The organism is Streptomyces sp. NPDC048612, from assembly GCF_043199295.1.
Lineage (GTDB): Bacteria > Actinomycetota > Actinomycetes > Streptomycetales > Streptomycetaceae > Streptomyces.
In genome coordinates this window covers 1-24,423 of sequence record NZ_JBICVV010000019.1, presented here as the reverse complement: position 1 = coordinate 24,423, position 24,423 = coordinate 1, and the positions used below count along the sequence as shown (strand labels likewise).

General features: G+C 70.5%; 24 protein-coding genes and 1 pseudogene. 6 read left to right on the top strand and 19 right to left on the bottom strand.

All coding sequences use genetic code 11. The features are described from left to right. Positions 1-3 precede the first annotated feature (3 nt). The 11 genes from ACGFN2_RS25460 to ACGFN2_RS25410 all read right to left on the bottom strand — a co-directional run bounded on the left by ACGFN2_RS25460 (position 4) and on the right by ACGFN2_RS25410 (position 9,980). Positions 4-588, bottom strand: coding sequence for a hypothetical protein (locus ACGFN2_RS25460; RefSeq protein ID WP_362613132.1), 585 nt, complete (start codon positions 586-588; stop codon positions 4-6). Positions 589-649: 61 nt separating this feature from the next. Further along, positions 650-1,369 carry a pilus assembly protein TadG-related protein gene (locus ACGFN2_RS25455; protein WP_362613134.1) on the bottom strand — a complete coding sequence of 240 codons (720 nt, stop codon included), beginning with the start codon at positions 1,367-1,369 and terminating at the stop codon, positions 650-652. Between the two features lie 17 nt (positions 1,370-1,386). Continuing rightward, the gene (locus tag ACGFN2_RS25450) at positions 1,387-1,551 is read right to left on the bottom strand and encodes a membrane protein (RefSeq protein ID WP_033266190.1); all 165 of its coding nucleotides are present in this window, start codon (positions 1,549-1,551) and stop codon (positions 1,387-1,389) included. 447 nt (positions 1,552-1,998) lie between these two features. Next, positions 1,999-2,892 carry a DUF5936 domain-containing protein gene (locus ACGFN2_RS25445; protein ID WP_362613137.1) on the bottom strand — a complete coding sequence of 298 codons (894 nt, stop codon included), beginning with the start codon at positions 2,890-2,892 and terminating at the stop codon, positions 1,999-2,001. A 14-nt stretch (positions 2,893-2,906) separates the two neighbouring features. Beyond that, positions 2,907-3,854, bottom strand: coding sequence for a type II secretion system F family protein (locus ACGFN2_RS25440; protein ID WP_393364230.1), 948 nt, complete (start codon positions 3,852-3,854; stop codon positions 2,907-2,909). Next, positions 3,851-5,191 (bottom strand): CpaF family protein, encoded by a 1,341-nt coding sequence (locus ACGFN2_RS25435; protein WP_362613142.1) that lies wholly within the window; start codon positions 5,189-5,191, stop codon positions 3,851-3,853. The genes ACGFN2_RS25440 and ACGFN2_RS25435 overlap by 4 nt, the downstream gene beginning before the upstream one ends. Continuing rightward, positions 5,188-5,640: a TadE/TadG family type IV pilus assembly protein gene (locus ACGFN2_RS25430; protein WP_393364227.1), complete on the bottom strand. Its 453-nt coding sequence runs from the start codon at positions 5,638-5,640 to the stop codon at positions 5,188-5,190. Before ACGFN2_RS25430 ends, ACGFN2_RS25435 begins: the two co-directional genes overlap by 4 nt. Next, a complete protein-coding gene (locus tag ACGFN2_RS25425; protein ID WP_393364224.1) occupies positions 5,637-6,017 on the bottom strand; it encodes a TadE/TadG family type IV pilus assembly protein in 381 nt (126 codons plus the stop codon). Before ACGFN2_RS25425 ends, ACGFN2_RS25430 begins: the two co-directional genes overlap by 4 nt. A 3-nt stretch (positions 6,018-6,020) precedes the next feature. Beyond that, entirely contained in the window at positions 6,021-7,472 is a 1,452-nt protein-coding gene (locus ACGFN2_RS25420) for a CpaE family protein (RefSeq protein WP_393364221.1), read from the bottom strand. Between the two features lie 13 nt (positions 7,473-7,485). After that, entirely contained in the window at positions 7,486-8,205 is a 720-nt protein-coding gene (gene cpaB / locus ACGFN2_RS25415; RefSeq protein WP_362613153.1) for a Flp pilus assembly protein CpaB, read from the bottom strand. A gap of 134 nt (positions 8,206-8,339) precedes the next feature. Further along, entirely contained in the window at positions 8,340-9,980 is a 1,641-nt protein-coding gene (locus tag ACGFN2_RS25410) for a hypothetical protein (protein ID WP_393364218.1), read from the bottom strand. Between the two features lie 360 nt (positions 9,981-10,340). Between ACGFN2_RS25410 and ACGFN2_RS25405 the strand changes: the two genes are divergently transcribed. Further along, entirely contained in the window at positions 10,341-11,384 is a 1,044-nt protein-coding gene (locus tag ACGFN2_RS25405) for a chitinase (protein ID WP_393364215.1), read from the top strand. 139 nt (positions 11,385-11,523) lie between these two features. On the opposite strand, the gene ACGFN2_RS25400 is transcribed toward ACGFN2_RS25405, so the two are convergent. Next, positions 11,524-12,399 carry a trypsin-like peptidase domain-containing protein gene (locus ACGFN2_RS25400; RefSeq protein WP_393364212.1) on the bottom strand — a complete coding sequence of 292 codons (876 nt, stop codon included), beginning with the start codon at positions 12,397-12,399 and terminating at the stop codon, positions 11,524-11,526. Positions 12,400-12,709: 310 nt separating this feature from the next. Here ACGFN2_RS25400 and ACGFN2_RS25395 point away from each other — a divergent pair, with 310 nt between their 5' ends. Then, complete coding sequence (locus ACGFN2_RS25395) at positions 12,710-14,059, top strand: M14 family metallopeptidase (RefSeq protein ID WP_393364209.1); 1,350 nt, start codon at positions 12,710-12,712, stop codon at positions 14,057-14,059. A gap of 231 nt (positions 14,060-14,290) precedes the next feature. Here the strand turns inward: ACGFN2_RS25395 and ACGFN2_RS25390 are convergent. Then, positions 14,291-14,500: pseudogene (locus ACGFN2_RS25390) on the bottom strand (IS5/IS1182 family transposase); the annotation flags it as partial. 383 nt (positions 14,501-14,883) lie between these two features. Between ACGFN2_RS25390 and ACGFN2_RS25385 the strand changes: the two are divergent. Together ACGFN2_RS25385 and ACGFN2_RS25380 are read left to right on the top strand one after the other, a co-directional pair. After that, complete coding sequence (locus ACGFN2_RS25385; RefSeq protein WP_393364206.1) at positions 14,884-15,732, top strand: oxidoreductase; 849 nt, start codon at positions 14,884-14,886, stop codon at positions 15,730-15,732. Next, a complete protein-coding gene (locus tag ACGFN2_RS25380; RefSeq protein WP_393364203.1) occupies positions 15,732-16,346 on the top strand; it encodes a TetR/AcrR family transcriptional regulator in 615 nt (204 codons plus the stop codon). The genes ACGFN2_RS25385 and ACGFN2_RS25380 overlap by 1 nt, the downstream gene beginning before the upstream one ends. A 329-nt stretch (positions 16,347-16,675) precedes the next feature. On the opposite strand, the gene ACGFN2_RS25375 is transcribed toward ACGFN2_RS25380, so the two are convergent. Both ACGFN2_RS25375 and ACGFN2_RS25370 read right to left on the bottom strand, forming a co-directional pair. Beyond that, on the bottom strand, positions 16,676-17,494 hold the full coding sequence (locus ACGFN2_RS25375) for a hypothetical protein (RefSeq protein WP_393364200.1): 819 nt from the start codon (positions 17,492-17,494) through the stop codon (positions 16,676-16,678). A 59-nt stretch (positions 17,495-17,553) separates the two neighbouring features. Beyond that, complete coding sequence (locus tag ACGFN2_RS25370; RefSeq protein ID WP_393364197.1) at positions 17,554-17,790, bottom strand: helix-turn-helix domain-containing protein; 237 nt, start codon at positions 17,788-17,790, stop codon at positions 17,554-17,556. Between the two features lie 30 nt (positions 17,791-17,820). Here ACGFN2_RS25370 and ACGFN2_RS25365 point away from each other — a divergent pair, with 30 nt between their 5' ends. Continuing rightward, positions 17,821-18,723, top strand: coding sequence for a DNA adenine methylase (locus ACGFN2_RS25365; RefSeq protein ID WP_393364425.1), 903 nt, complete (start codon positions 17,821-17,823; stop codon positions 18,721-18,723). 149 nt (positions 18,724-18,872) lie between these two features. Here ACGFN2_RS25365 and ACGFN2_RS25360 read toward each other — a convergent pair whose 3' ends face one another. From ACGFN2_RS25360 to ACGFN2_RS25345, 4 genes are all read right to left on the bottom strand, one after another. Then, a complete protein-coding gene (locus ACGFN2_RS25360; protein ID WP_393364194.1) occupies positions 18,873-20,354 on the bottom strand; it encodes a GntP family permease in 1,482 nt (493 codons plus the stop codon). 148 nt (positions 20,355-20,502) lie between these two features. Then, complete coding sequence (locus ACGFN2_RS25355; RefSeq protein WP_393364191.1) at positions 20,503-20,913, bottom strand: RidA family protein; 411 nt, start codon at positions 20,911-20,913, stop codon at positions 20,503-20,505. Positions 20,914-20,918: 5 nt separating this feature from the next. Further along, the gene (locus ACGFN2_RS25350) at positions 20,919-21,692 is read right to left on the bottom strand and encodes an IclR family transcriptional regulator (protein ID WP_362613168.1); all 774 of its coding nucleotides are present in this window, start codon (positions 21,690-21,692) and stop codon (positions 20,919-20,921) included. A 73-nt stretch (positions 21,693-21,765) separates the two neighbouring features. Next, positions 21,766-22,866 carry a sugar kinase gene (locus ACGFN2_RS25345; protein ID WP_393364187.1) on the bottom strand — a complete coding sequence of 367 codons (1,101 nt, stop codon included), beginning with the start codon at positions 22,864-22,866 and terminating at the stop codon, positions 21,766-21,768. Positions 22,867-23,042: 176 nt separating this feature from the next. Between ACGFN2_RS25345 and ACGFN2_RS25340 the strand changes: the two genes are divergently transcribed. Beyond that, positions 23,043-24,332: an amino acid deaminase gene (locus ACGFN2_RS25340; protein ID WP_393364184.1), complete on the top strand. Its 1,290-nt coding sequence runs from the start codon at positions 23,043-23,045 to the stop codon at positions 24,330-24,332. The last annotated feature ends 91 nt before the right edge of the window (positions 24,333-24,423 follow it).

Below are 24,423 nucleotides of genomic sequence, written 5' to 3'. Positions count from 1 at the left end.
GGCTCAGTCCGTGATCCGCACGCTGGCCGGCGGCAGGGTCGGCAGCTGGAAGTCGACCTCGGTCACCTTGGCCGGCGGCGCCGGGAACTGCGCGAAGACCGGCCGGCTGGCCCCCGGCATCAGCCCGCTGAGGCCGGTGGTGCACAGGCATTCGCCGTTGGTGTCGCGCAGCACCAGGTAGCGCTTCTTGCCCGCCTTGTCGACCAGGGTCGCCCCGGAGATGGAGGAACGGGAGCGCACCTCGGTCTCGTTGGAGCGCCAGTCGATGGCGTTGAAGGCGCGGGTGCCGCGGTTGGTGACCGTGCCGTTGACGGTGACGAAGCCGCCGGAGTCGCGGACGACGGAGTGCAGGGTGACCACCACGCCGTCCGGCCCCTTCATCTCGCCGATCACCTTGTCGGAGTCGGCCGCCGGGCTGCCGGGGCCGCTGTCCTTGGGGGCGGTGCTGCGGGCCGGTGGCTTGTCGCCGTCCGACGACTTCGCACCGCCGCCGTCGCCACCACAGCCGACCACGACGAGCGCCAGGGCGACCGCGCTCGCGAGGGCGACCGCTCCCCTGGCGGCCTTCGTGGTGCGCCGAATGCTCATGGGATGCGATTCCTTTGATCGTCGTCGGGTCGTCTCAAGGGAGTGGTCGGGGTGCGGGCGGTCAATGGGCGAGGTGTACGGAGAACAGGTCGGCGGCGTCGGGCAGTTCCTCCAGGTGGCGGGGGTCGAGCGTCCAGCGCCTGCCGTCGCAGGTGAGCTCGACGGGGGCGGCGTCGTCGTCCTCGCCGTCCTCGCCGTCCTTGCCCCCGTCGTCGTCCTTGCCGCCCTTGTCGTCCGTCCCCCCGGTGCCGTCCGTCCCGCCGGTGTCGTCCGTGGCGGGGGCGAGGGTGCAGCGGGGGTCGACGACCGAGGTCGCCTCGGCCGACGCATGCGCGCTGCTGGTCGCCGGGATGACCGAATCGCCCACGGTGCGGTGGGTGGTGACCTGGACGGCGAACGAGGTGGGCCAGGAGTCGGGGGTGCAGCGGGGGCCGGAGAGCCGGGCGCCGTTGCGGCCGGCGAACCAGCTGGCGCTCTCACAGGCCTCCGGGGACAGGACGCCGCGCCCGTTCAGCAGCTCCTCCCAGGCCGTCGGATCGGTCCGGTAGCTGCCGTCGCGGAGCCCGTCGAGCACGCCCTTGCGCAGCAGTTCGCGGTACTTCTGGCCGGCGGCGAGCGCGGCCGCGTCGGCGGCGGTCTGCGCGCCGTTACGGGTGGCCGCCGCCTGTCCGACGGCGAAGAAGGCGAGCGCGAGGAAGAGCAGGCCCCCGACCGCGACGATGTAGAGCGGGAAGGCCTGACCTGCGTCGCGCCGGCGGTTGCGTGGGGTCGTGGCCGGCACGGTGAGGGCGGTGCGGGCTAAATGCCGACGACGTCGGAGATCTTGTTGGCGATGGCGTTGGCGATCTGGCTGCCGAAGTCCGTGGTCGACAGGACCAGGACGATCGCCACGACCACCGCGATGATGCCGAGGTACTCGATCGAGGTCTGTCCCCGGTCGTTCCCCAAAACCCGCTTCGCCATCGTCTTCCCCTCCATGGGCGGCCGTACCGCTCTGGTCCGGCTGGTCTGTCCCCGTGGTGCCGGCGCGCTCGACCGCGCTCACGACACCAGAAAAGTACGCCGGAACAGCGTGCCCGGAACAGGGATTCCCTACCCCGTCCTCGTTCGGGGACCAGGATGACAGGCACAACGTCGCATTTCGGCCACTCGGTCGCACTCTACCCACCCCCGCTCCCCCTCCGGGACCGCATCCCGTTCTGTCACCCATGCAGACCGGACAATCCTTCCGCACCATAGTGCGAGCGCAACCGTCCGCCCACCCACTGTGACACAACTCGTTGCTGTTGCGAAGGAGTTGACGGGAAGCCGGCCGCCGCCGCACTCATCCGGCCGAGTGCGGGGGCGCCGCCCCGGACGGAACGGCGCCGGGCGGGCCCGCCCACCCGGAGATGTGCATCCGCAAGGGGGTCACCTGCCCATCAGGGAGCCGAAGTTGGTGCCGGAGCCCAGGAAGAAGCCGGCGATGAGCAGGATCATCGTGGCCGGGACCATGAAGGTGGTGACGACCATGGTGGCCTTGGGAACCGCGCGGGCGGCCCGGCGCCGGGCGTTCTGGGCGTCGGTCCGGCGCATGTCGTCGGCGATCTGGATCAGCGTCTCGACGATCGGCGAGCCCAGTTCCTCGCCCTGCTGGAGGGCGGTGACGAACTGTGCGACCTGTTCGGAGTCATTGCGTTTGCGCAGTTCCTCGAAGGCCGCCCGGCGGCTGACGCCCATGTCCATCTGCCGCAGGGTGATCCGGAGTTCGTCGGCCCAGGGTCCCTCGTACCTCTCCGCGACCCGGTCCAGGGCCTGGCGGAAGCCCAGGCCGGCGCTGACCACGACGGCCAGCACATCGAGAAAGTCCGGAAGAGTGCGTTCGATGGTGTCCTTGCGCTGACGGATGGCGGCCCAGATGCCGACCTCGTTCCAGAAGAGGCCGAAGAGCACCATCAGCACGCCGAGCAGCGGCTGGCCGCGCAGGAACATCACCAGCGCGCCGAAGAAGCCGAGGGCCCCGTAGACGGCGCGCCGGGCGGCGTACCGGTCGACGGTCAGCCCGCCCGGGTTGCCGGCCAGGTCGATGCGGCGGCGGACCCGGGCGGTGCGCTTGTCGCCCATCAGCCGCAGCACCAGCGGCGCGTAGCGCATGCCGGTGCGGTCCACGGCCGAGCCGACCACCGTGGTGCGGGTCGCGCCGACCTCCAGGGACAGCGCCAGGTCGGGCGGCAGCCGGGCCTCGCGCCGGTAGAGCGCGACACCGCAGCAGACACCGGCGACCGAGAGGGCGAAGGCGAGGGCCAGCAGGATTCCGAGTGTCATGGCGATACCGATACCTAGACGTCGATCTTGGAGAGGCGGCGGATGAAGAAGAACCCGAACCCGTAGAGGACGAAGGCCGCCACCACCGCGAGCTGGCCGAGGAAGGAGGAGGTCATCCGGTCGATGGCGCCCGGGGCGATCCGGTTCATCAGCAGCAGGGTGCCGATGCCGAGCAGCGGGACGACGTAGGCGGTGACCACGACCTGGGAGAGCTGGGTGCGGACCTCGCGCCGGGTCTCCTTGCGCTCCTCCAGGGTCTTGGTGAGGTTGCGCAGCGAGCCGACGACGGTGCCGCCGGCCCGGTTGGCGAGCACCAGCGTGGTGACCAGCACGACGAGTTCCCGGGAGGGCAGGCGTTCGGCCAGCTCGCCGAGTGCCTCGTCGATGGAGTGGCCGACGGCGAGCTTGTCGGAGACCTTGGCCAGCTCCTCACCGGCCGGTGCCTCCAGCTCCTCGGCGGCCATGCCCAGCGCCGTCCGCAGCGCCAGGCCGGCCTGGGTGGCGTTGGCGAGGATGCGGGAGAGTTCGGGCAGCTGGTTGATGAACCGCTCGATGCGCTTCTGCCGCTGCCAGTTGAGGAAGGCGAACGCCGCCCAGACGGCGACCAGCGCGGCGATCGGTCCGAAGAACGGGGCGAGGACGGCCTGGGCGACCAGCCACAGCACGAGGACCGCGCCGAGCATGGAGACCAGGAACTCGCCGGGGGTGACGTCCAGGCCGGTGGCGGTCAGCCGCAGTTCGAGGCGGCGGCCGAGGCGGGTGCCGTGCAGCGCCCGGTCGACGGACGGGAAGCGGCGCCGCCGTCCGGACTCCGGCAGCCCCCGCTCGTCGGCCAGCCGGTCGACGATGGCCTGCCGCTGGGCGCGCCCGGCCGCGAACGTCCGGACGCCGGCGATCGCGAGCAGCCCGCACAGCAGCGTGGCGCCGATGGCGAACAGGGCGAGGGGGTTCCCGCCGGTCATGAGTGGGCCTTCCGGGTGGCGAGTTGGTCGTCGTGGGTGGCGACGCCGAAGGCGGGCGGGGTGGGTTCGCTCGCCATGAAGAGGCGTTCGGCGACCCGGCGGGGCAGCGGGAAGTAGCGGAACCGGCCGTGCACGATCCGGTCGGCGCCCATCGGCTCGGCGTCGAAGCGGCAGATTGTGGCGATCCGGTAGTCCTCGTGGCCGCGGGAGTCGAGGATGGCGATCTCGCTGATCCGGCGGGAGCCGTCGGCGTGCCGGGTGAGCTGGACCAGGCAGTCGACGGCGCTGTTGATCTGGTCCCGCAGCGCCTCGAACGGGATCTTGACGTCGGACATGGACGCCAGGGTCTGGAGCCGCATCAGGGCGTCCTCGGCGCTGTTGGCGTGCACGGTGGCGAGCGAGCCGTCGTGGCCGGTCGACATCGCCTGGAGCATGTCGAGGGTCTCGCCGCCGCGCACCTCGCCGACGATGATCCGGTCGGGCCGCATCCGCAGGGAGTTGCGCACCAGGTCGCGGATGGTGATGCGGCCCTTGCCCTCGACGTTGGGCGGCCGGGACTCCAGCCGGATGACATGGCTCTGCTGGAGCTGGAGTTCGGCGGCGTCCTCGACCGTGATGATCCGCTCGCCGTCCGGGATCAGGCCGGAGAGCGCGTTGAGGAGGGTGGTCTTGCCCGCGCCGGTGGCACCGGAGACGACGACGTTGAACTTGGCCCGCACCAGCCCCGCCAGCAGCATCAGCATCTGCTCGTCGAGCGTGCCCATGCCGATGAGTTCGGCGAGGGTGTAGGCGCGCGGGAAGCGGCGGATGGTGAGGGTGGCGCCGTTCAGGGCGAGCGGCGGGATGATCACGTTGACGCGCTCGCCGGACGGCAGCCGGGCGTCGACCATCGGATTGGACTCGTCGACCCGGCGGTTGACGGTGGAGACGATCCGCTCGATGGTCTGCATCAGCTGCTCGTGCGAGGCGAAGCGGACCGGCAGCAGCTCGACCCGGCCGGCCCGCTCGACGTACACCTGGTCCGGGCCGTTGACCATGATCTCGGTGATCGAGGCGTCTTCGAGCAGCGGTTCCAGCACGCCCAGGCCCAGCGCCTCGTCCACCACCCGGCGGATGAGCTGGGCGCGTTCGGCGGTGGAGAGGACCGGGCCCTCACGGCTGATGATGTGGCCCAGGACGCGTTCCAGCCGCGAGCGGCGCTCGGCCGCGGCCAGCGAGGACATCTCCGCGAGGTCGATCTCCTCCAGCAGCTTGGCGCGGTAGAGGGCGACCATATGGCTGTCCTCGCGCGCCTCACCGGCCGGTTCGGGTGCGACGATCCGGGATTTCAGGCTCATCGCGGGGGTGCTCCTTCGTACGGGTCCGCGGCGCGGAGGCCCAGTGCTCCGGGTTCCTGCGGCCGGGGCATGGTGGCGGTGCGGGTGGCGGTGCCGAAGTCGTCGACGCCGGGGACGACCGAGGGGATCGGCACCCGCGCGGTCGCGCTGACCTCCGCGCCCCCGCCGCCCACCGAGATGCTCGCGCGCTCCGCGACCCAGTCGCTCATCGCGGACCGCCCGGCGGCCTCCGGGCCGGTCTCCCGGTCCGCCTCGTCCATCGAGGCGGTACGGGCCGCGGCGCGCGCTCCGGTCCCGGCCTGCTGGACGGCGTAGGCCGCCAGGCCGAGCTGGACCACGGCCAGCCCGACGACCAGCAGGATCGGCAGGAAGCCGAGGAACTCGATGGAGGCCTGGCCCCGGTCGCGGCCGTGGCCGCGGAGCCGGGCGGGCAGACGGCGGGCGGTCATCCGGTGTCCTCCTTCGCGGCGCCGGCCGAGCCGGTGACGTGCCAGGGATAGCTGCCCGCGCCGGGGAAGAGCACCGGGACGTCGATCCGGACGGTTGCCTTCCACAGGCCCGACTCCGTTCCGCAGGATGCCGAGGCGGTCGCGCGCCAGGCGCTGGGCAGCTGCTCCTCGGCGGCGGCGCGGCAGGCGCCCGCGCCGCCGCCCTCGGTGGCGGTGGCGGCCCGCGCGCCGCGGTCGGCGGCGTGCGCGGCGAGCGAGTAGGTGTACCCGACGAGCACCAACTGCCAGAGCAGGGCGAGGACCAGCAGGATCAGCGGGAGCAGCCCCATGAATTCCACGGCGACCTGTCCCCGGTCACCGCCCCGCAGGCGCCGCATCGCTCAGCCCTCCTCATACGGGCCGGACGGGTCGAACGGCCCCGGACCGCCGGACGCCGCCCCGGAGCCGCGCCGCGCGCCGAACCGGGCACCGGCACCCGGCGCCGTCCCGGAGGCCGGCCCTGATGCCTGACCCGGAATTCCCCCGGAACCGGGAGCCGCCCCCGGCGCTATGGCCTTGCGCTTGCGCCCGGTCAGCGTCGGGCGGGCCCGGTGGCTGCCGCGGCCCTGCCGTGCGGACGGCGCGTCGACCAGGCCGAGTTCGCCGGCCAGCGCGCACAGTGCCTGCTTGACCGTGGACCGGTTGTCCAGATCCTGCATCCGGCCCGCGTCGACACAGGGCTGGAGTTCCTTGAAAGCGGCCGGCACATGGGTGCGGGCGACCTGGGTGCCGGTGGCCTTGGCGACCAGCGGCGGCTGGATCTCGGTGTTCCGGGTGAGGCGGTTGACCACCGTCGTGGTGTCCTCCGCCTTACGGATCTGGAGCCGGTCCCAGAGCCGGACCTGCCGCTTGGCGGCCCGTACGGCCACCACGTCCGGGGTGGCCACCAGCAGCGCCAGATCGGCGAGTTCGACGGCCGCGGCGTTGGCGGACTGCATCTGGGAGCCGCAGTCGACCAGCACCACCTCGTAGCGGGAGCGCAGCGCGCCGATGATCTGCCGGGCCGCCCGGTCGTCGACCTCCTCGCCGCGCTCCCCCTCCTCGGGCGCCAGCAGCAGGCCGAGGCCGGTGTGGTGGTCGTGCACGGCGTCCTGGAGAACCCGTACGGAGATGTCCTGGATTCCCGCCAGGTCGACGACCGAGCGGCGGAACTGCACGTCCAGGTAGGAGGCCACGTCACCGGACTGGAGATCGAGGTCCACCAGGGCGACGCTGCGCCCGGCGGCCCGCGCGGCGAGCGCCAGCTGCACGGCGGTGACGGTGGTGCCGACCCCGCCCTTGGCGCCGGTCACCGTCACCAGCGTGCCGGCCGGGCCGGGTGCCGTCTCGGGGGCGCCCCCGAGGTGAACCCGTACGCCCGTCGCCCACTGGGCGGCGGACTGTACCCGGGCGGCCAGCTCGTCGTAGCCGAGCGGCATCCCGACGACGCCCCGGGCGCCGGCGTCCATCGCCGCGGAGAACAGCGCGGGCCCGGCGTCGGTGGTGATCAGTACGACGCCGACGGCGGGGAAGCGCAGCGCCACCTCGCGGATCAGCTCCAGCGCCGGTGCCGGCCCGATCCGTTCGTGGACGAGCACGACCTCGGGGAGCGCCTCCACGGCGGACGGCTGGCCGCCTGCGGGCGCGCCCCCGGCCGGTGCGCCGGTCCCCTGGGCGGCGGCCAGCGCGTGGAGCAGCGCGGCGGAGTCCGCGACGGCGGGCGCGGGTTCGGCGTCCGGCAGCTGGCTGAGCAGCGAGGACACGGCGCGTGCGGCGTCCGGGTCGCCGATGGCCGGGAGGATGCGGATGGTCACCTGAGGCTCCGGGTCACTTGTCTCCGTCGAGGGTGTAGCTGCGCTGGCCGGGCGGGATGGCGTTCTCGTTGCCGGGGGCGAGCAGGGCGAGCCGTACGTGGGAGGCGAAGGACTCGGCGTACGCGACGCGTTGGGCGTCCTGGGTGTTCAGCGCGAAGGTGATCGGGACGGCCTCACCGGCCTGCCGGCTGTTGGCGGTGGTGTCGCCGGGGTCCTTGGCCTCCAGGGGCGTCAGCTTGCCGACGTCGATGACCTGGGCGCCCGCGACGATGACCTTGGAGACCGGCCTGTCCTCGGGGCGCTTGCCCTCGAACGTGGCGAAGATGTTCACCCGGGCACCGGGGTTGATCTTGCCGGCCACACCGGTGGCGGCGTCGATCATGATGGCGATCTCCTGCTGCCCGGCCTTCAGCGCGGGCCGCTCGACGATCATGTCGTCCTGGAGCAGCGAGCCCTTCTTCAGCGGGGTCACCGCGATCCTGCCGCTGACCCGGTCCAGGTCGGTCACGGCGGTGGGCGGCAGCCAGCGCTGCGGCATCCGCACCTTCTCGAACTGCCCGGGACTCAGCTCCTTATAGGCCGCGACATCGGTCTTCAGCCGGTACGCCGTCCGCTCCGGGCCGACCTTGGACTCGACGTTCTTGATCACCGACAGCACGCCGACGAACGCGCCGACCGCACAGAGAACCGACAGGAGCAGCAGGATCACTCCGCGGCGCTGGCGTGAGTTCATGGGGGAGGGACCTCGATCGGGACGGGGAGAAGGGGCGGGCGGTCGGACAGGGAACGGGGGTCACCGGGCGGGACCACCCGGCGGACGGCCGGCGGGACCGGCCGGCGTGGCGGGCCGCGGCGGCCCGGTCGGGCTCAGCGCACGCGGGCCACCGTCCGCGGGGTGCCGGGGACTTCAGGGTGGCCGGAGAGGTCCGGCTGACCGGTGGCATCGGGGTGCCCGGCGAAGTCGGGGTGGCCGGGCAGGTCCCACACGCCGGGGGCGCGGGGGGTGTCGGACGCGTAGGGGTTTCCCGGTACGGGGCGGCCGGACCCGTACGAGTTCCCGGGGGCCGGGATGCCGGCCCCGTAGGGGTTCCCCGCCACCGCCTGCCCACCCGCCGAGAGGTCCGGCCCACGGACGTCCAGCTGCCCGGGTTCACCCCGGCGCCCGGCCCGCCCGCCCCATACGCCCACCACACCGGGCGCATCGGGCGCATCCGGCACCCCCGGCGAGAGGGCGCGCTCCTCCCATGGCGAGGGAGGCGGCCCGGCCGGGGGCGGGGAGGCGGCGGAGGTGGTGGCGGCCGTGGGGAGATCGGGGCTCCCGGAGGGGTCGGGGGCGTCGGGTGCGCGAGTCGGGGCGGGTGCCGGAGCCGGGGCGGACGACGGAGTCGGGGGCTGGACGGACGACGGGGCCGGCGCCGGGGAACCGCCCGGGGCCGGCGCGCCACCGGACGCGGCGTCAGGAGCAGGCACAGCACCCGACGCAGCACTGTGCACAGCACTGGACACAGCACCCGGCACAGACGCCGAACCCGCCGCCGGAGCGAGGGCGCCGCCCCGCACCGGCCCGGAAACCGAGCCGCCGGTGGCCGCCGACCCGCCTGTCGCCGTCGACCCGCCCGTGGCCGTGATCCCGCCTATGGCCGCCGGCCCCTGGCCCGGGCCGCCACCCCCCGTCGCCCGCTCCCGCGCCAGCGGGGACGCGCAGAACGCACAGCGGTCACCGAGGAGTTCCCGGCCGCACCAGCCGCACTCCTCGCGGCGTACGGAGGACACCAGCTGGTGCAGGACCGCCACGTCCGGTACGGCAGCGGCGAACTCGATCAGCTTCTGGGTGCCCCACCACCGGGCGGACTCGGCGGGCAGCCGGGTCTCGTACAGCCCCTGCACCTGCCAGGCCGGGGCGAGCGCCTCGGTCACCCAGTCCGAGGTGAGCTGGCCGCGGGCGACCGCGAGCTCGGTGGCGAATCCGGGCGCCGGCAGTCCGGCCTCGGTGCTGTGCCGGTCCAGATGCAGCAGCTGCGGCTGCGGATGGGCCAGCACCGCGAAGTGCGCACCGGGCAGCCAGGACTTCATGTGGGCCCGCAGGTCGACCTCGATCCGGTCCAGGCCGCTGACGCTGCCCAGCAGGGCACCGGCGTGAACGTAGTGGGCCAGCAGCCGCGCCGCGCTGGCCAGTACACCGGGGCTGAAGTCGCACAACGACAACTGCCGCAGCTGACGGGCGAGTAAGGCCACGCCCAGCGGCGGCAGGGACAGCGGCACGATGGCGATCCGGTCGCTCTCCAGGACGGCGCGCAGGGTGTGCAGCCGGCGGATGTGTTCCGGCGGGCAGACGGCGGAGTACAGCGCGACGAGATGGCCGTGGTGTTCCAGCACCGCGCTGGTCTCCGTCAGGGCGTCGTCCAGCGGCTGGAGTTGCGGGGCCTGCAGGACGACGGCGGCGGGGGTCCGCCGGTCGGCCGACGGCAGCGCGAGGTCCGGGCTGGTGACTGCAATCGCGGTCGGCACGTCGCTCCCCCACTCCCTCCGGCCGCCGGGGGTCCCGGGACCGCGGATCGGCACAGCTCTGCGCCATCGGCGCCATTCGCTCAGCACTTTATCCACAGAGATACGTCCCAGAGAACACGTTCTGGGCTACTCGTCATCACCATCACCCCGCGGGGAAACAGCGGATACCGGCCAGGCATCCCGCGCAGGAACATCCGTCTCCGCGCCGACCCTTGACAGGCCGATTGGTCTGGACCACGTTGTACGGCACGCACAGAGGCGCCTGAACACGCATCCGCACACTCCCCAACTTCCCCCCACACGGAGGCAGTCGTGGTTCGCGCACGATCAGGAAGACCCGCAGTCAGGACGGGCACCGGAGTGCCGGGACGGCTGCTGACCGCACTCGCCGCGGTGACACTGGCCTCGTCCGGCCTCGTCGCCACGGGCACCGCCCAGGCCTCGGGAAAACATCCCGCCACCTCACCTGCGGACTCCCCCGCCGCATCCACCGCATCCACCGCAATCGCCGCATCCGCCACAGCCGTCCCGCGGCATGCCGTCACCGGCTACTGGCAGAACTTCGACAACGGCGCCACGGTGCAGAAGCTCAAGGACGTCGACGACGCCTACGACATCATCGCGGTCTCGTTCGCCGAGGCCACCGGACAGCCCGGCGCGGTCACCTTCCGCCTCGACCCGGCCGTCGGCTACGGCTCCGCCGACGCGTTCAAGGCGGACATCAAGGCGAAGCAGGCGGCCGGCAAGTCGGTGATCCTCTCCGTCGGCGGCGAGCGGGGCGCGATCTCGGTCAACGACGCGGCCTCCGCGAAGAACTTCGCCGACTCGGTCGGCGGCCTGATGGACGACTACGGCTTCGACGGCGTCGACATCGACCTGGAGAACGGCCTCAACGCGACCTATATGACCCAGGCGCTCAAGGCGCTGCACGAACGGCACGCCGGCGTCGTGGTGACCATGGCCCCGCAGACCATCGACATGCAGTCACCGCAGAACGAGTACTTCAAGACGGCGCTCGGCATCAAGGACTTCCTGACCGCCGTCAACATGCAGTACTACAACAGCGGTTCGATGAACGGCTGCGACGGCAAGGTGTACTCCCAGGGCACGATCGACTTCCTGACCGCGCTCGCCTGTATCCAGCTGGAGGGCGGGCTCGACCCGTCCCAGGTCGGCATCGGGGTACCGGCCTCGGCCCGTGCGGCCGGCGGCGGATACGCCGCTCCGTCCGTCGTCAACGCCGCCCTGGACTGCCTCACCCGGGGCAGCGGCTGCGGCTCCTTCAAGCCCTCCAGGACCTACCCGGGGCTCCGTGGCGCGATGACCTGGTCGACCAACTGGGACGCGGCCAACGGCAACGCCTTCGCGAACCAGGTGGGCGCGCACGTCCATGGCCTCCCGTAACCGGCCCCGGGGCGTCCCCGTCCCGGGGCGTCCCCTCCGGGGCATCCCGTCCGGGGCATCCCGTCCGGGGCCGGACGCCGCGCCCCGGGTCCCACGCGCCTTGCGTGCACGGGACCCGGGGTGCGGCACCTGCCTCAGCTCAGCGGCGCGCGGCCTTCGGCTTCGGCAGCGCACAGCCCTCGGCGTTCAGGTCCAGCTTGTTGCCCTCGCCGAAGCACTTCGGTATCTGGTACGTCTCCTGGGCGTACCCGATGCCCTTGCGCACCGTGGTCTTGCCGTTCTTGTCCACCTCACAGGGGTTGTTGAGGGTGCACTTCTCGCCGCTCTCGTTGGTCGTGTTGTTGACGGCCGTGACCTTGCCGGTCGCGGTGTCGACGACCGGCGAGCCGGACGTACCGCCGATGATCTTGCACTCCGGGGTGTAGCGGACCGAGTCCTTCCAGGTCCACTCGCCCTCCTTGAGGGTGGCGGCGAACCCGTCGATGCCGCAGGAGTAGATCTTCTTCCAGTAGCCGGAGACGATGCTGATCTTCGCGCCCTTGGTGGGGTGCTCGGTAGCCAGCTCCAGCGGCTTGATCTTGTACTTCTTCTCGATCTCGGCGTAGGTCGACCCGGTCTCGTAGAACGAGACATCGGTGTCGGTCATCGTGGCGTAGGCGACCTTGGTGGCCTTGATCGTGCCCAGCTTGCCGGCCGACTTGTCCAGCAGGGTGAAGCTGCGGCTGGACGGCTTGTCGACGACGACCTCACCGGCGCCGGGCATCCCGCCCTCCAGGCAGTGCCCGTTGGACATCACCAGCGCCGGGTCGTCCGCCTTCGATCCGGGCATCCGGACGACCGAGCCGGAGCAGTTGCTCAGCGCGACACTGCCGGCGAAGTCCACCGCCTTGGTCTTCTGCTGCGTGGGGTGCCGGTCACCGTCCTGCGGCGCGGCGTGCGCCGTTCCGACGGTGCCCAGCAGGGTTGCGGCGCCCAGTGCGGCCGTGGCCAGGGTGCCGACGAGAGGTCGGTTCATGTGGGGGTCCTCTCAGTGTCTGTCACCAAAAACCCTGCGCGGGCCTTCGGTTTTGTCGTGCGCATTGTTGGCGACTCGGCACCGCCTGGCAATCAATTTCCGCCCCTCAGGAGGAAGTTGAGGGATTCGCCACGTCCGGGTGGCCGGTTCCGGTGGCTGATTCGGTGGCCGGTTCCGGTGGTCGGTTCCGGTGACTGATTCGGTGGCCGATTCCCGCGCGCCCCACATATGGCCGTCCGAGCCCTTGTCACGGCCATGACATCGGCCAAAACTGACGCCGTCGCTTCGCTCACACCCCACAGGAGACCGCATGCGACCACGTATCCGCGGCGGACGCACCACCGTCCTCGCCGCACTCCTCTCCCTCGCACTCGCCGCCCCCATCGCCGCCGCACAGGCGCAGGACGCGCCTTCGCCCCGGCCCGCCGCCGACTCCGCGGCGAGCACCGAACTCCCCCATCAGTACGAGGTGACGGGCCTCGCCACCCCCGCCCAGCGCACCGCCCTCACCGCGACCGGCGCCACCATCGACGAGGTCCACGCCGGCAAGGCCGTCATCACGGCGAACCGCGCCCAGGCCGCCGCCGCCCGCCAACTCGGCCACGCACTCCGCAGGTTGCCCGACCCCCCGGCCACCAGGCCCGCGCCCTCCGGCACCAAGGCCAGGGACTTCCCCGCCGGCTACGCGAAGTACCACACCTACGACGAGGCCACGAAGGAGATCGACGCCCTCGTCGCCAAGTACCCGGCCCTCCTGAGCAAGCAGGTCATCGGCACCTCCCACGAGGGCCGCGCCCTCCTCGCCCTCAAACTCAGCAAGAACGTCACCAAGGACGAGCAGGAACCCGAGGTCCTCTTCACCGCCCACCAGCACGCCAGGGAACACCTCACCGTCGAGATGGCCCTCTACCTGCTCAACGAGTTCACCTCGAAGTACGGCAGCGACTCCCGCATCACCAAGATGCTCGACTCCCGCGAGATCTGGATCATCCCCGACCTCAACCCGGACGGCGGCGCGTACGACATCGCCTCCGGCTCGTTCCGCAGCTGGCGCAAGAACCGCCAGCCCAACGCCGGCTCCAGCAGCGCGGGCACCGACCTCAACCGCAACTGGGACTTCAAGTGGGGCTGCTGCGGCGGCTCTTCCTCCAGCCCCTCCTCCGAGACCTACCGCGGCAAGTCCCCCGCCTCCGCCCCCGAGGTCCAGGTCGTCTCGAAGTTCGTCCACAGCCGCAACGTGGGCGGCACCCAGCAGATCAAGGCCGCCATCGACTTCCACACCTACAGCGAACTCGTCCTCTGGCCCTTCGGCTACACCGACGACGACACCGGCCCCGGCATGACCCAGGACGACCACGACGCCTTCGCCACCATCGGCAAGAACATGGCCGCCACCAACGGCTACACCCCCGAGCAGTCCAGCGACCTGTACATCACCGACGGCTCGATCGACGACTGGCTGTGGGGCCAGGAGAAAGTGTTCGCCTACACCTTCGAGATGTACCCGTCGTCCTTCCTCGGCGGCGGCTTCTACCCGAAGGACTCGGTGATCCCGAAGGAGACGTCACGGAACAGGGAGGCGGTCCTCCGACTCCTGGAGATCGCCGACTGCCCGTACCGGGCGATCGGGAAGGAAGGGCAGTACTGCCAAGGCAGTTGACCCACCACTACCGGGACGACAGGCGGGCCGCGTCCACTACGACGCGGCCCGCCGCGCCCCGGACGGGTGCGAGGTGCACCTAAGGGCTGTCCCGTAACGGCCTCCGGTGTGATGGTGGGCCAGGGCGGCTCCTCCTATCCGGCCGGCGTGAGATTGTGCAGACGGGCGATGCCGAGCATGGCGTAGTGGACACCGCCGCGTTGGAGGCGGCAGTCGCGCAGGATCTTCCACCGCCAACTGCCGAAAGGTCAGGTTCGTCCGCCCATACGCGACGACCAGCAGGACCCGGTCCTCCAGCGGCAAGCTCCACGGCCGGCCCCTGCGTGCCTGGTCGGTTCTTTCGCGCTGCAAGGCTGTGATCAGCTTGCCGAACTGCTGTGGGCTCAGCCCGGTGAACGGGGCTGTCCAGGATGACTTCGACGCCGTGATCACACCAGACACGTGGGAATGATCCCGGAGGTGAACAGCCACCTGACGCTGATCAGCCCGTCTCCGCCGGCAGGACCCACCGAGGCGTCCCTCAGCCACCGCAACTCGGCATCCTGGTAATGATCCGCGACGCCAGACCATGCCAGGCCACGACCTGCCGGATGTGGACGGTGACGGCCGGAGTGACTTCGCGGGACGGCACCGCAGCTCACCAGCCAGTGCGCACAGCGGCCTGCGCCGGCGGGCCCCGGTCTCGGTGCGGCCGGATCTCTCCCGGCCAGGCGTGATGCCGTTGAGTAACCCAGAACCAACGTGGCGAAGGTAAAAATTGACGCTGTGTAGACTTTCTGGGCGGGGAGCAGTCCTGCTCCCAGCGAGACCTTCCTGGAGGAGCAATGCAGAGGCAGAACTGGCTCATCACCGGCGTCAGCACGGGCCTGGGACGTGCCTTCGCCCAGGCCGCCCTGGCTGCCGGTCACACCGTTGTCGGCACGGTCCGCTCCGAGGAGGACCTGCGGGCCTTCGAGGGGCTTGAGCCCGGTTACGCTCGCGGCCGCATCCTGGACGTGACGGACGACCACGCCGTCTCGGATGTGATCACGGAGGTGGAGCGAGGCGTCGGCCCCTTGGATGTCGTCATCGCCAACGCCGGCTACGGCCTGGAGGGCACCTTCGAGGAAACCCCGCTGGCCGAGGTGCGGCGGCAATTCGAGATCAACGTATTCGGGGCAGTGGCCACCCTGCAGGCAGCACTGCCCCACATGCGCCGACGCCGCCGCGGACACCTGATGGCCGTCACCTCCATGGGCGGACTCATGGCCGTGCCCGGCATGTCCGCCTACTGCGGCAGCAAGTTCGCCCTGGAAGGCATCCTCGAAGCACTGGGCAAGGAGGTCGCACAGTTCGGGATCCACGTGACGGCGATCGAGCCCGGCTCCTTCCGCACCGACTGGGCCGGACGGTCCATGACACGCGCCGCGCGGACCATCGACGACTACGACGAGCTGTTCGATCCCATCCGTGAAGCGCGGCAGAAGGCAAGCGGGAACCAGCTCGGCAACCCGGCCAAGGCTGGACAAGCCGTCGTGCGCATCGCCTCGGTCGACCAGCCGCCGGCCCACCTCGTCCTGGGCTCGGACGCGCTGCGGCTGGTCACCACTGCGCGCACTGCCGTGGACGAGGACATCCGCGCATGGGAGACGCTCTCCCGCACGACCGACTTCGACGAGGGTGCTCAGCTCTGATGCCCAGCCACCACCCCGCGCGGAGCCGGCGCAGCACCGAACGCAAGGGCGATCTGCGGGAGCGGGCCATCCTGGACACCTGCGAAGCCCTGCTCGCGGACAAGGGCTACAACGCCATGACCGTCGGCGACATCGCCCAGGGCGCCGGCATCACACGCGGCGCCCTGTACTTCTACTTCGGCTCCAAGCAAGAAGTAGTGGTGGCACTCGTGGCGCGTACCGTCGAGCATCTGTGGGAGCGGTCCCGGACCACCGCGCAGACCGACGAGCCCCGCCAGGCCATCGCAGAAGCCATGCAGCGCACGGTAGAGCTGTGGAACGAGCACGGCCTGGTCATGCGCACGGCGATCGACCTGTCGTTGACCGTGCCGGAGATCGGCGAGCTGTGGAGCCATACAGCGGACTTGTTCATCACGGCCATCACCGCCGTCCTGGAACGGGCCGGCATCCAGGCCGGCACCGAACCAGAACAAGCCTCAGCGATGGCACGCGCCCTGTGCTGGATGGTCGAGCGGACGTTCTACCACGCCTCACAAGAGTCCCGCGAGACGCTGCAAGGGGCATCCGCGACCTGCGAACGCATCTGGCTGATCAGCGCCGGTCTGTCCAGGTAAAGAAGAGCAGCGGGGATATCCGCGTGTGCGGCTCCAGGGCAGTGGCCGCGGTGTCGTCTCCCAGGCCGGTTCCGGAGAGCCGGTGGCCGCGCTGCTGCTGCCCGGCAACGCCGGCTCCAACACCGCGAACGCCCACATCACCACCGCCCAACTCGCCCTGGCCCACATCCCCAAACACCTGCGGCGGGGACAGCAGCCCTGCCCCGGCGCAGAAGTAACCGCACCACACAAGCACAGAATCCCCGTCAGCCAACCGACGAGGACTCATGAACGATCGAGGCTAATCCTTGGCCCCCGGCCAGTGGTTGCGTCGGCCGTACTGGCGCCGATCACTCGAAGAGCGATTCCTGTTGCTCACCCTTCGCACCGGACTTCCCTTGCGCGTGCGCAAGCTCAAAGCACTCACGCACGACACGCGGCCACTCCGTGAGTACCTCGCGGCCGACAATCAGCTCGTCGAGAAGGCCTGAGTACAGGAGATCGATCGCGCGCCTGAGGTCGGACTTTCGCGATTCCCATTGCCGGAGCCCGTCGATAATTGCAAAGTGACTTACATGAATGTCGAATTCATCCTCGAAGAGTCGCAGCTCCGTCCCAACCAGCTGCAATTCGTAGATGGCGTCTGACATTTTTGAGCCGCCCAGGGTTTTCCCCCAGTATTCTTTAATCTCCCAGAGAGCTGTAGGGTTGAAGAGTCCGGGAATAGCCCCGTCGAGCCTTCGAGGGGAGACCCAGATGTGCTCACCCGACACTACGGCTGCACGGCTCTGCGGGTTCGTGTTGACGCTTACCTCGAATGCCTTTTGCTCTTCATAGACGATGGCGTCGACGGTATTCACTAGCGCCTTGGAGGACTTATGGTAGCCCTCAAGCTTTACCCCGTAGCTTTGGAGGGCGCGGTCCGACACCATGCTGTAGTCGCTTTTCGCCTCATCCTCCGTGCGAAGTAGGGAAAAGGCTTCTTTGGAGGCTTCCCCTCGCCGACACCAGTAGTCAGACAGCTTGTCAAGTATGCTGCTATGCCCGTCGAGGTATTGGATGAGTCCATCCGCAGCGCCCGAATTGGCTTTCCTCAACACCGGAATGATCTCACGTGCGGGGATTTTCTCGGCGTATCGATGTTTGGCGTTGATTTGATCGGCCAGCATTCGAACGACATGCCAGAAAGGGTCGCTCCATCGTGGAGACTCGAAGCCTGGCTCCCTCTTCACTTGTCATCACCCTCGCAGATTCCGGTCAGCAACGTCGCAGGGCTGACGTCAAGTGCCCGCGCGATGCGGATGATGTTCAAAAGGCTGACATTGCGTTCACCGCGCTCCACCCCGCCGATGTATGTGCGGTGAAGTCTGGCTGCGTGCGCCAACCCCTCTTGCGATAAGCCGGCGGCCTCGCGCAGCTCCCTAGCGCGCAGTCCAAACCGAGCCAAGACTGAACGATCTTCCATAAGACCTGTACACTTCCGGTCGTGACGACGATGGGTCTACAGACTATGAGTAGCAATCGCTCCGGCGATGGGCGCTCCTTCCTGAAGTGGGCCGGCGGGAAGACCCGGTATGCGGATCGGCTCGCCACGATGGCCCCTCCGTTCAAGGGGCGCTATTTTGAGCCCTTTATGGGAAGTGCGGCGCTATTCTTCGAAATCGGCCCATCGGGGGCGTCGCTTTCGGATGCGAACCCAGAATTGGCCGTCTGTTTTCAACAAGTGGCCGAGAGCCCAGAAAAGGTCATGGACCTTCTTGATCGCATGCCCAACAATCGCGAGTTCTTTAACGAAGAGCGTGCGCGTGATATCGGTGACATGTCTGATCTGGAGCGCGCTGCGAGAGTGATCTATCTAAATAAAACGGGCTTCCGTGGGCTGTGGCGAGTCAACAGGAAGGGGCAGTTCAACGTGCCGTACGGTGCGTATGACCGCCCCTACTACAATCGGAAGACGTTGCTCAACGCGTCCGCTGCGCTGCAGGGGGCGGAGGTCCAATGTCGCGACTTTGCGGAAGCGTTGGCGGAAGCAGAGGCCGGTGATTGGGTCTATCTGGACCCTCCATACATCCCTCTCGGCGGCTGGGCGGACTTCAAGCGTTACACGCCTGGCCAGTTCGGCGAGGAAGACCAGCGTCGCCTAGCTGAATCCATGCGGGAAGCGGCCCGGCGAGGCGTTTATGTCACGATGACTAACAGTGATACCGATTTGACTCGTGACATCTTCGCAGAATTCCACGTTCTGTCCATGGCGACCCGCCGAGACATCAATCTCCAGGCGAAGAGCCGAGGTAGCGTCGATCTGGTATTCACGACCTACGAGCCGAGTGGAACAATGCCGGATGCGCCCATCCAGCGTGAACCCGCAGAGGAATTGACCCTCTTCGACGCTTCGTAGTCACGGCGTCGGCGGAGCCCGGAAACGGGACGCGGTTGTGGGCCGTACTGCCGCGTGCGGGTGCGCGGCAGTACGGGAGTGGTGTGCCGCCCTCAGACGCCGTGCCGGGCCGTCCCGCCGCGTAGGTGGAGGGCCCTTCCCGCCGGTGCCTACACCACCAGACTCACCGCCGCCGCCACCGCGAACCCCGCCACCGACAGCACCGACTCCAGCACCGTCCAGGACTTCAGGGTGTCGCGTTCCGAGATGCCGAAGTACTTGCTGACCATCCAGAATCCCCCGTCGTTCACATGCGAGGCGAAGATCGAACCCGCCGAGATCGCCATGATGATCAGGGCCAGGTGCGCCGGGGAGAGGCCCTGGTTCTCGACGAGGGGGACGACGATGCCGGCTGTGGTGACGATGGCGACGGTGGCGGAGCCCTGGGCTACGCGGAGGACGAGGGAGAGGAGGTAGGCGAGGACGATGACGGGGAGGCCGACGTGGTGGAAGGTGTCGGAGAGGGCGGTGGCGACGCCGCTGGCCTTGAGGACGGCGCCGAAGACCCCGCCGGCGCCGACGACCAGGATGATGTTGCCGACCGGCTTCAACGACGCGGTGGAGACGGTCTGGAGGGATGTGCGGGACCAGCCGCGGCGGAGGCCCAGCAGGTAGTACGAGAGCAGCAGGGCGATCGTCAGGGCCACGAAGGGGTGGCCGAAGAACTCGATGACCGAGCGGCCGGGCGAGGGGTCCAGGGCGATGGAGGAGAAGGTCGCCAGGAGGATGAGGAGCAGCGGGGTGCCGATGATGGTGAGGACGGTGGCCAGGGGGACCTGGGCCTCGTGTGCCGTGACGCCGGCCGCGGCCTTCTCGCGGGTGACCGCGGCCCTGGCCTCGTCGGCGGCCTCGACCATGTCCTGGGGGACGCCGACGAAGAGGCGCTTGCCGATCCACGCCGCGTAGGCCCAGGCGGCGAGCACCGCGGGGATGCCGCAGACGAGTCCCATCAGGATGATCCAGCCCAGGTCGACCTTGAAGAGGCCGGCGGCGGCGACCGGGCCGGGGTGCGGCGGCAGGAAGGCGTGCGTCATGGAGAGGCCCGCGAGCAGCGGCATGCAGTACAGCAGGATCGACTTGCCGGACCTCTTGGCCGCCGCGTAGACGATCGGGGCGAGGACGAAGATGCCGACGTCGAAGAAGACCGGGATGCCGAAGATCAGGCCGGTCAGGCCCATGGCGAGGGGTTCGCGCCGCTCGCCGAAGAGGTGGCGCAGCCGGGTGCTCAGCACCTCGGCGCCGCCGGAGACCTCCAGGATCGCGCCGAGCATGGTGCCCAGGCCGATGATGATGGCGACGTGCCCGAGGATGCCGCCCATGCCGGTCTCGATCAGGGAGACGGCGTCGGACTTCTGGACCGTGCCGAAGAGTTCGGTGACGGAGAGGCCGGCGGCGAGGCCCACCGCGATGGAGACCGTCAGCAGCGCTACGAACGGCTGTAGCCGGACCTTGATGATGAGGACGAGGAGCAGGGCGATGCCCAGGGCGGCGACCGTCAGGAGGCCCGCGGTGCCCGGTATCAGGGCGAGCAGTCCGCCGGTGTGCGGAGGCGGTGGGGCAGCCGGGGCGGCGGTCGTGGCGGCGAGGTGCATGGGGGAACTCCGTCGGCAGGCAGGGGATTTCCAGGTAGGGGGGACCGCGGCAGGGCGCCCCGCCGGTGCGGGGTGCCCTGCCGTGCGGCGGGTGGTGCGGACGTTCTAACGGCACAGCGGTTGGCTCACTAGGGGCGCGGCGGGTGGCTCAGCTCAGGACGGCGAGGGCGTCGATCTCGATGAGGAGGCCCTGGGGCAGACCGACGTAGACGGTGGTGCGGGCGGCGGGGGCCTCCTTGAGGCCCTGCTCCTCGAAGTAGGCGTTGTAGATCTCGTTCATCTCGGCGAAGTGCGCCACGTCGGTGAGGTAGACGCGGATCATCATCGCGTCGTCCCAACTGGCGCCGCCCTCTTCGAGGATGGCCTTGACGTTGGCGAGGGTCTGCAGGGTCTGCTCGCGCAGGGTGGGCCCGGCCGGGGTGGGGGCCTGGCCCTCGACGGCGGGGAGGAAGCCGACCTGGCCCGCGACCTGGAGGAGGTTGCCCTTCTTGACCCCGTGGGAGAACTTCGCGGGCGGGGTGGTGTGGGTGGCCGGGGTGAGCGCGGTCTTCTCGGTCATGGTGTTCAGGCTTCCTGTACGGGGTCGGTGGCGGGTACGGCGGTTCCGGAGTACTCCCGGCTGATGGCGTCGGCGGTGCGGCGCACCAGCGGGAGCAGTCCGAGGAGTTCCTCGGCGCTGACGACCACGTTCGGCGCGGAGACCGACATGGCGGCGGCCAGGCGCCCGTCCGCGCCGCGGACCGGGGCCGCGACGCAGTTGATGGACTCCTCGTGGCCACCGAGGTCGGTGGCCCAGCCCTGTTCGCGGACCTTGGCCAGTTCGGCGAGGAACGCCGTGGCGTGCGGGGTCGAACGGGACGTGTAGAGGGGGTAGTCGAGCTTCTCGGCGAGGGTGCGGCGCTCGGGTTCGGGGAGGTCGGCGAGGAGCAGCTTGGCGACCGCGGCGACGGTGATCGCGACGGGTTTGCCGATCCGGGAGTACATCCGGACCGGGTAGCGGCTCTCGACCTTGTCGATGTAGAGGACCTCGTTCTCCTCGTGGACCGCGAGGTGGACGGTGTGCCCGCACTTCTCGTTGAGTTCGACGAGGTGGGGGTGGGCGATCTCGCGTACGTCGAGGTTCTCGGCGGCCTGCTGGGCGAGGGCGAAGAGCCGGGCGCCCAGGCGGTAGCGCTGGTCGGACTGGCGGTAGACGAGGCCGTGTTCGTGGAGGGTGCGCAGCAGCCGGAGGGCGGTGGACTTGTGGACGCCGAGCCGGTCGGCGACCTGGCCCAGGTCGGCGGGCCCCTCGGCGAGCAGCGGCAGGATGCTCAGTGCCCGGTCGACGGTCTGGCTCATGCCGGAACCTCGCTTCGCCCGGCCCCGCCCGCGCCGGGCGCGCACCGCCCGGGGGTTCTGTCGCCTCGCTCGTTCATTGCGTGGGTACCTCCTCCTCGGCCCTGTGGCCGGATGCGTCGGCGTCGGTCCAGCCAGGAGCGAGGTGCAGTCTCTCCCAGGCGGAGTCGTCCAGGGCGGCCAGGCGGTCGGCGTACGGCCGGGCCGGCGGGGTGGCGAGGTCGCCGGGGACGGTGAGGGCGGCGGCGGCCTGGAGGTGGCCGTGCCGGAGTCGGGCGCGGTCCGGGAGGCCGCGGAGGGTGGCGGAGAGGAAGCCGGCGGCGAAGGCGTCGCCGGCGCCGGTGGCCGCCACGGGGTCGACGTGCAGGGCGGGGACGAAGGTGGTGTCGTCGCGGCGGGCGCCCGGCTCTCCCGTACGGCGGAAGACGGTCGCCCCGGTCTCGCCCTGTTTGACGACCAGGGTGTGCGGTTCCGGCAGGGCCTCGCGGATGGCGCGGGGGCCGGTGAGGCCCCAGGCGTCCCGGGCCTCGTCGCCGCCGACGAACACCAGGTCGGCGCCGCGTGCGAGGTCGAGCAGCACCCGGGCCCGCGCGGTGTCCCGCCACAGCCCCGGCCGGTAGTTGACGTCGAAGGAGAGGAGCGGGCGCCCGGGGCGGCGGGCGGTCAGCTCGCGCAGCAGGCCGAGGCAGCCGGCGGACAGCGCCGCCGTGATGCCGGTCAGATGCAGGATGCGGCCGGAGTGCACGGCGGCGGTGTCCAGACCGTCCGCGGTCATGGCGGAGGCGGCGGAACCGGCGCGGTAGTAGGCGACTTCGTGGGTGGCGGTGGCGCGGTCGCCGGCGGTGCGGAAGTAGACGCCGGTGGGGCGCCGCGGGTCGCGGCGGACGTGGCCGACGTCGACGCCGCAGCCGGCGATGGCGGCCAGCAGGTGGTCGCCGAAGCCGTCGGTGCCGACCCGGGAGATCCAGCGGGTGGTGTGGCCGGTGCGGGCGAGGGTGCAGGCGACGTTGGATTCGGCGCCGCCGATGGCGCGGTCGAAGGAGGGGACGTCGGCGAGCCGCCCGGGGAGGCGGGGCAGGAAGGTGACCATGGACTCGCCGAGGCAGACGGCATCGACGTCCGGGGCGGGCGCGCCGTCCGGGCCGGTGGTGCCGCTGACTTCGGGGGGCTGGATCACGATCGGTTCCGCTCCTTCGATGCGGTGCGTCCGGGCCGCGCGCGGCGCGGTCATCCGGTCGTTGCCCGCCGCGTCGTCCACCGTTGACCGGGCAATGCAGCGGATGTTAGACAGCGGTTAGCGATACGCGCAATGAGCGTTGCAGAAGGTGCAACACGATCTTTTGAGGAGGCCCCATGGCCGGCGAACGGCTCGCACAGGGACTCAAGGGACTCACCGACGAACGGGTCGATCACCGCTTCAAGGGACTCCCCCCGGACGCCGACGGCAGCACCGTCGGCGAGCTGGCCGCCGAGCGCCGGAACCTCTTCACCGACGGCTTCACCACCCCCGTCCTCGCGCTCTCCGCCGAGTCGCTGGAACACAACCTGGCGCTGATGGAGACCTACTCCAGCCGGCACGGCCTGGCCTTCGCCCCGCACGGCAAGACCTGCATGGCCCCGCAGCTCTTCGCCCGCCAACTGGAGCACGGTGCCTGGGGCATCACCGCCGCCGTCCCCCACCAGGCCCGCGTCTACCGCCACTTCGGCATCGAGCGGATCTTCCTGGCGAACCAGCTGGTGGACGCGGCCGCGCTGCGCTGGCTCGCCGCCGAGCTGGCCGCCGACCCCGGCTTCCGCTTCGTCTGCTACGTCGACTCGCTGCGCGGCATCGAGCTGATGGACACCGCGCTGCGCGAGGCCGGCGCGGTCCGCCCGGTGGACGTGGTCCTCGAACTCGGCGCCGGCGAGGGCGCCCGCACCGGCGTCCGGACCGAGGCCGAGTGCCTCGAACTCGCCGACGCCATCGCGGGCGTGGACACCCTCCGGCTGGTCGGCGTGGCCGGCTACGAGGGCGAGGTCCCGGACGCCACCGCCGAGCGGGTGGCCGCCTGGCTGCGCCGGCTGGTCGCGCTGGCCGCCGCGCTGGACGAGGCGGGCCGGTTCGCCGACCTCGACCAGATCGTCGTCAGCGCCGGCGGCAGCGCGTGGTTCGATACGGTCTCCGAGGTCTTCGACGAGCTGCCGGAGCTGTCCGCGCCGGTCCTCAAGCTGCTGCGCTCGGGCGCGTACGTCTCGCACGACGACGGCCACTACCGCCGGCTGACCCCCTTCAACCGCGTCCCGGACGAGGGCGCCCTGCAGCCCGCCTTCCGCCTCTGGTCCCAGGTCGTCTCCCGCCCCACGCCCGAGCAGGCGTTCCTCAACGCGGGCAAGCGGGACGCGGCGTACGACCTGGACCTGCCGCAGGCCCGGGTCGTCCGGTCCGGCCGGGACGGCAGCCTGCGCCCGGCGGACGGGCTCACCGTCACCAAGCTGTCCGACCAGCACGCCTGGGTCAGCACCGAGCGGGCCGGCGACCTGGAGGTCGGCGACTGGATCGGGCTGGGCCTGTCGCACCCCTGCACCTCCTTCGACAAGTGGCAGCTGATCCCGCTGGTCGAGGCGGACGGCACGGTCACGGACTTCATCCGCACCTTCTTCTAGGGCCTGTCGTCAAACTCCCGTCGTTCGCCCGAAGGGCGGCCCCGCGGCGTCTGGTGCGTGCGATCGCAAGGCGGAGGGTCGCCCCGATACT

Excerpts from the sequence above, each read along its gene's own strand:
- ACGFN2_RS25460 (WP_362613132.1), bottom strand. The coding sequence starts at position 588 with ATGAGCATTCGGCGCACCACGAAGGCCGCCAGGGGAGCGGTCGCCCTC.
- ACGFN2_RS25450 (WP_033266190.1), bottom strand. The coding sequence starts at position 1,551 with ATGGCGAAGCGGGTTTTGGGGAACGACCGGGGACAGACCTCGATCGAG.
- ACGFN2_RS25445 (WP_362613137.1), bottom strand. The coding sequence starts at position 2,892 with ATGACACTCGGAATCCTGCTGGCCCTCGCCTTCGCCCTCTCGGTCGCC.
- ACGFN2_RS25440 (WP_393364230.1), bottom strand. The coding sequence starts at position 3,854 with ATGACCGGCGGGAACCCCCTCGCCCTGTTCGCCATCGGCGCCACGCTG.
- ACGFN2_RS25435 (WP_362613142.1), bottom strand. The coding sequence starts at position 5,191 with ATGAGCCTGAAATCCCGGATCGTCGCACCCGAACCGGCCGGTGAGGCG.
- ACGFN2_RS25430 (WP_393364227.1), bottom strand. The coding sequence starts at position 5,640 with ATGACCGCCCGCCGTCTGCCCGCCCGGCTCCGCGGCCACGGCCGCGAC.
- ACGFN2_RS25425 (WP_393364224.1), bottom strand. The coding sequence starts at position 6,017 with ATGCGGCGCCTGCGGGGCGGTGACCGGGGACAGGTCGCCGTGGAATTC.
- cpaB (WP_362613153.1), bottom strand. The coding sequence starts at position 8,205 with ATGAACTCACGCCAGCGCCGCGGAGTGATCCTGCTGCTCCTGTCGGTT.
- ACGFN2_RS25400 (WP_393364212.1), bottom strand. The coding sequence starts at position 12,399 with ATGAACCGACCTCTCGTCGGCACCCTGGCCACGGCCGCACTGGGCGCC.
- ACGFN2_RS25395 (WP_393364209.1), top strand. The coding sequence starts at position 12,710 with ATGCGACCACGTATCCGCGGCGGACGCACCACCGTCCTCGCCGCACTC.
- ACGFN2_RS25385 (WP_393364206.1), top strand. The coding sequence starts at position 14,884 with ATGCAGAGGCAGAACTGGCTCATCACCGGCGTCAGCACGGGCCTGGGA.
- ACGFN2_RS25380 (WP_393364203.1), top strand. The coding sequence starts at position 15,732 with ATGCCCAGCCACCACCCCGCGCGGAGCCGGCGCAGCACCGAACGCAAG.
- ACGFN2_RS25375 (WP_393364200.1), bottom strand. The coding sequence starts at position 17,494 with ATGCTGGCCGATCAAATCAACGCCAAACATCGATACGCCGAGAAAATC.
- ACGFN2_RS25370 (WP_393364197.1), bottom strand. The coding sequence starts at position 17,790 with ATGGAAGATCGTTCAGTCTTGGCTCGGTTTGGACTGCGCGCTAGGGAG.
- ACGFN2_RS25365 (WP_393364425.1), top strand. The coding sequence starts at position 17,821 with ATGGGTCTACAGACTATGAGTAGCAATCGCTCCGGCGATGGGCGCTCC.
- ACGFN2_RS25360 (WP_393364194.1), bottom strand. The coding sequence starts at position 20,354 with ATGCACCTCGCCGCCACGACCGCCGCCCCGGCTGCCCCACCGCCTCCG.
- ACGFN2_RS25355 (WP_393364191.1), bottom strand. The coding sequence starts at position 20,913 with ATGACCGAGAAGACCGCGCTCACCCCGGCCACCCACACCACCCCGCCC.
- ACGFN2_RS25350 (WP_362613168.1), bottom strand. The coding sequence starts at position 21,692 with ATGAGCCAGACCGTCGACCGGGCACTGAGCATCCTGCCGCTGCTCGCC.
- ACGFN2_RS25340 (WP_393364184.1), top strand. The coding sequence starts at position 23,043 with ATGGCCGGCGAACGGCTCGCACAGGGACTCAAGGGACTCACCGACGAA.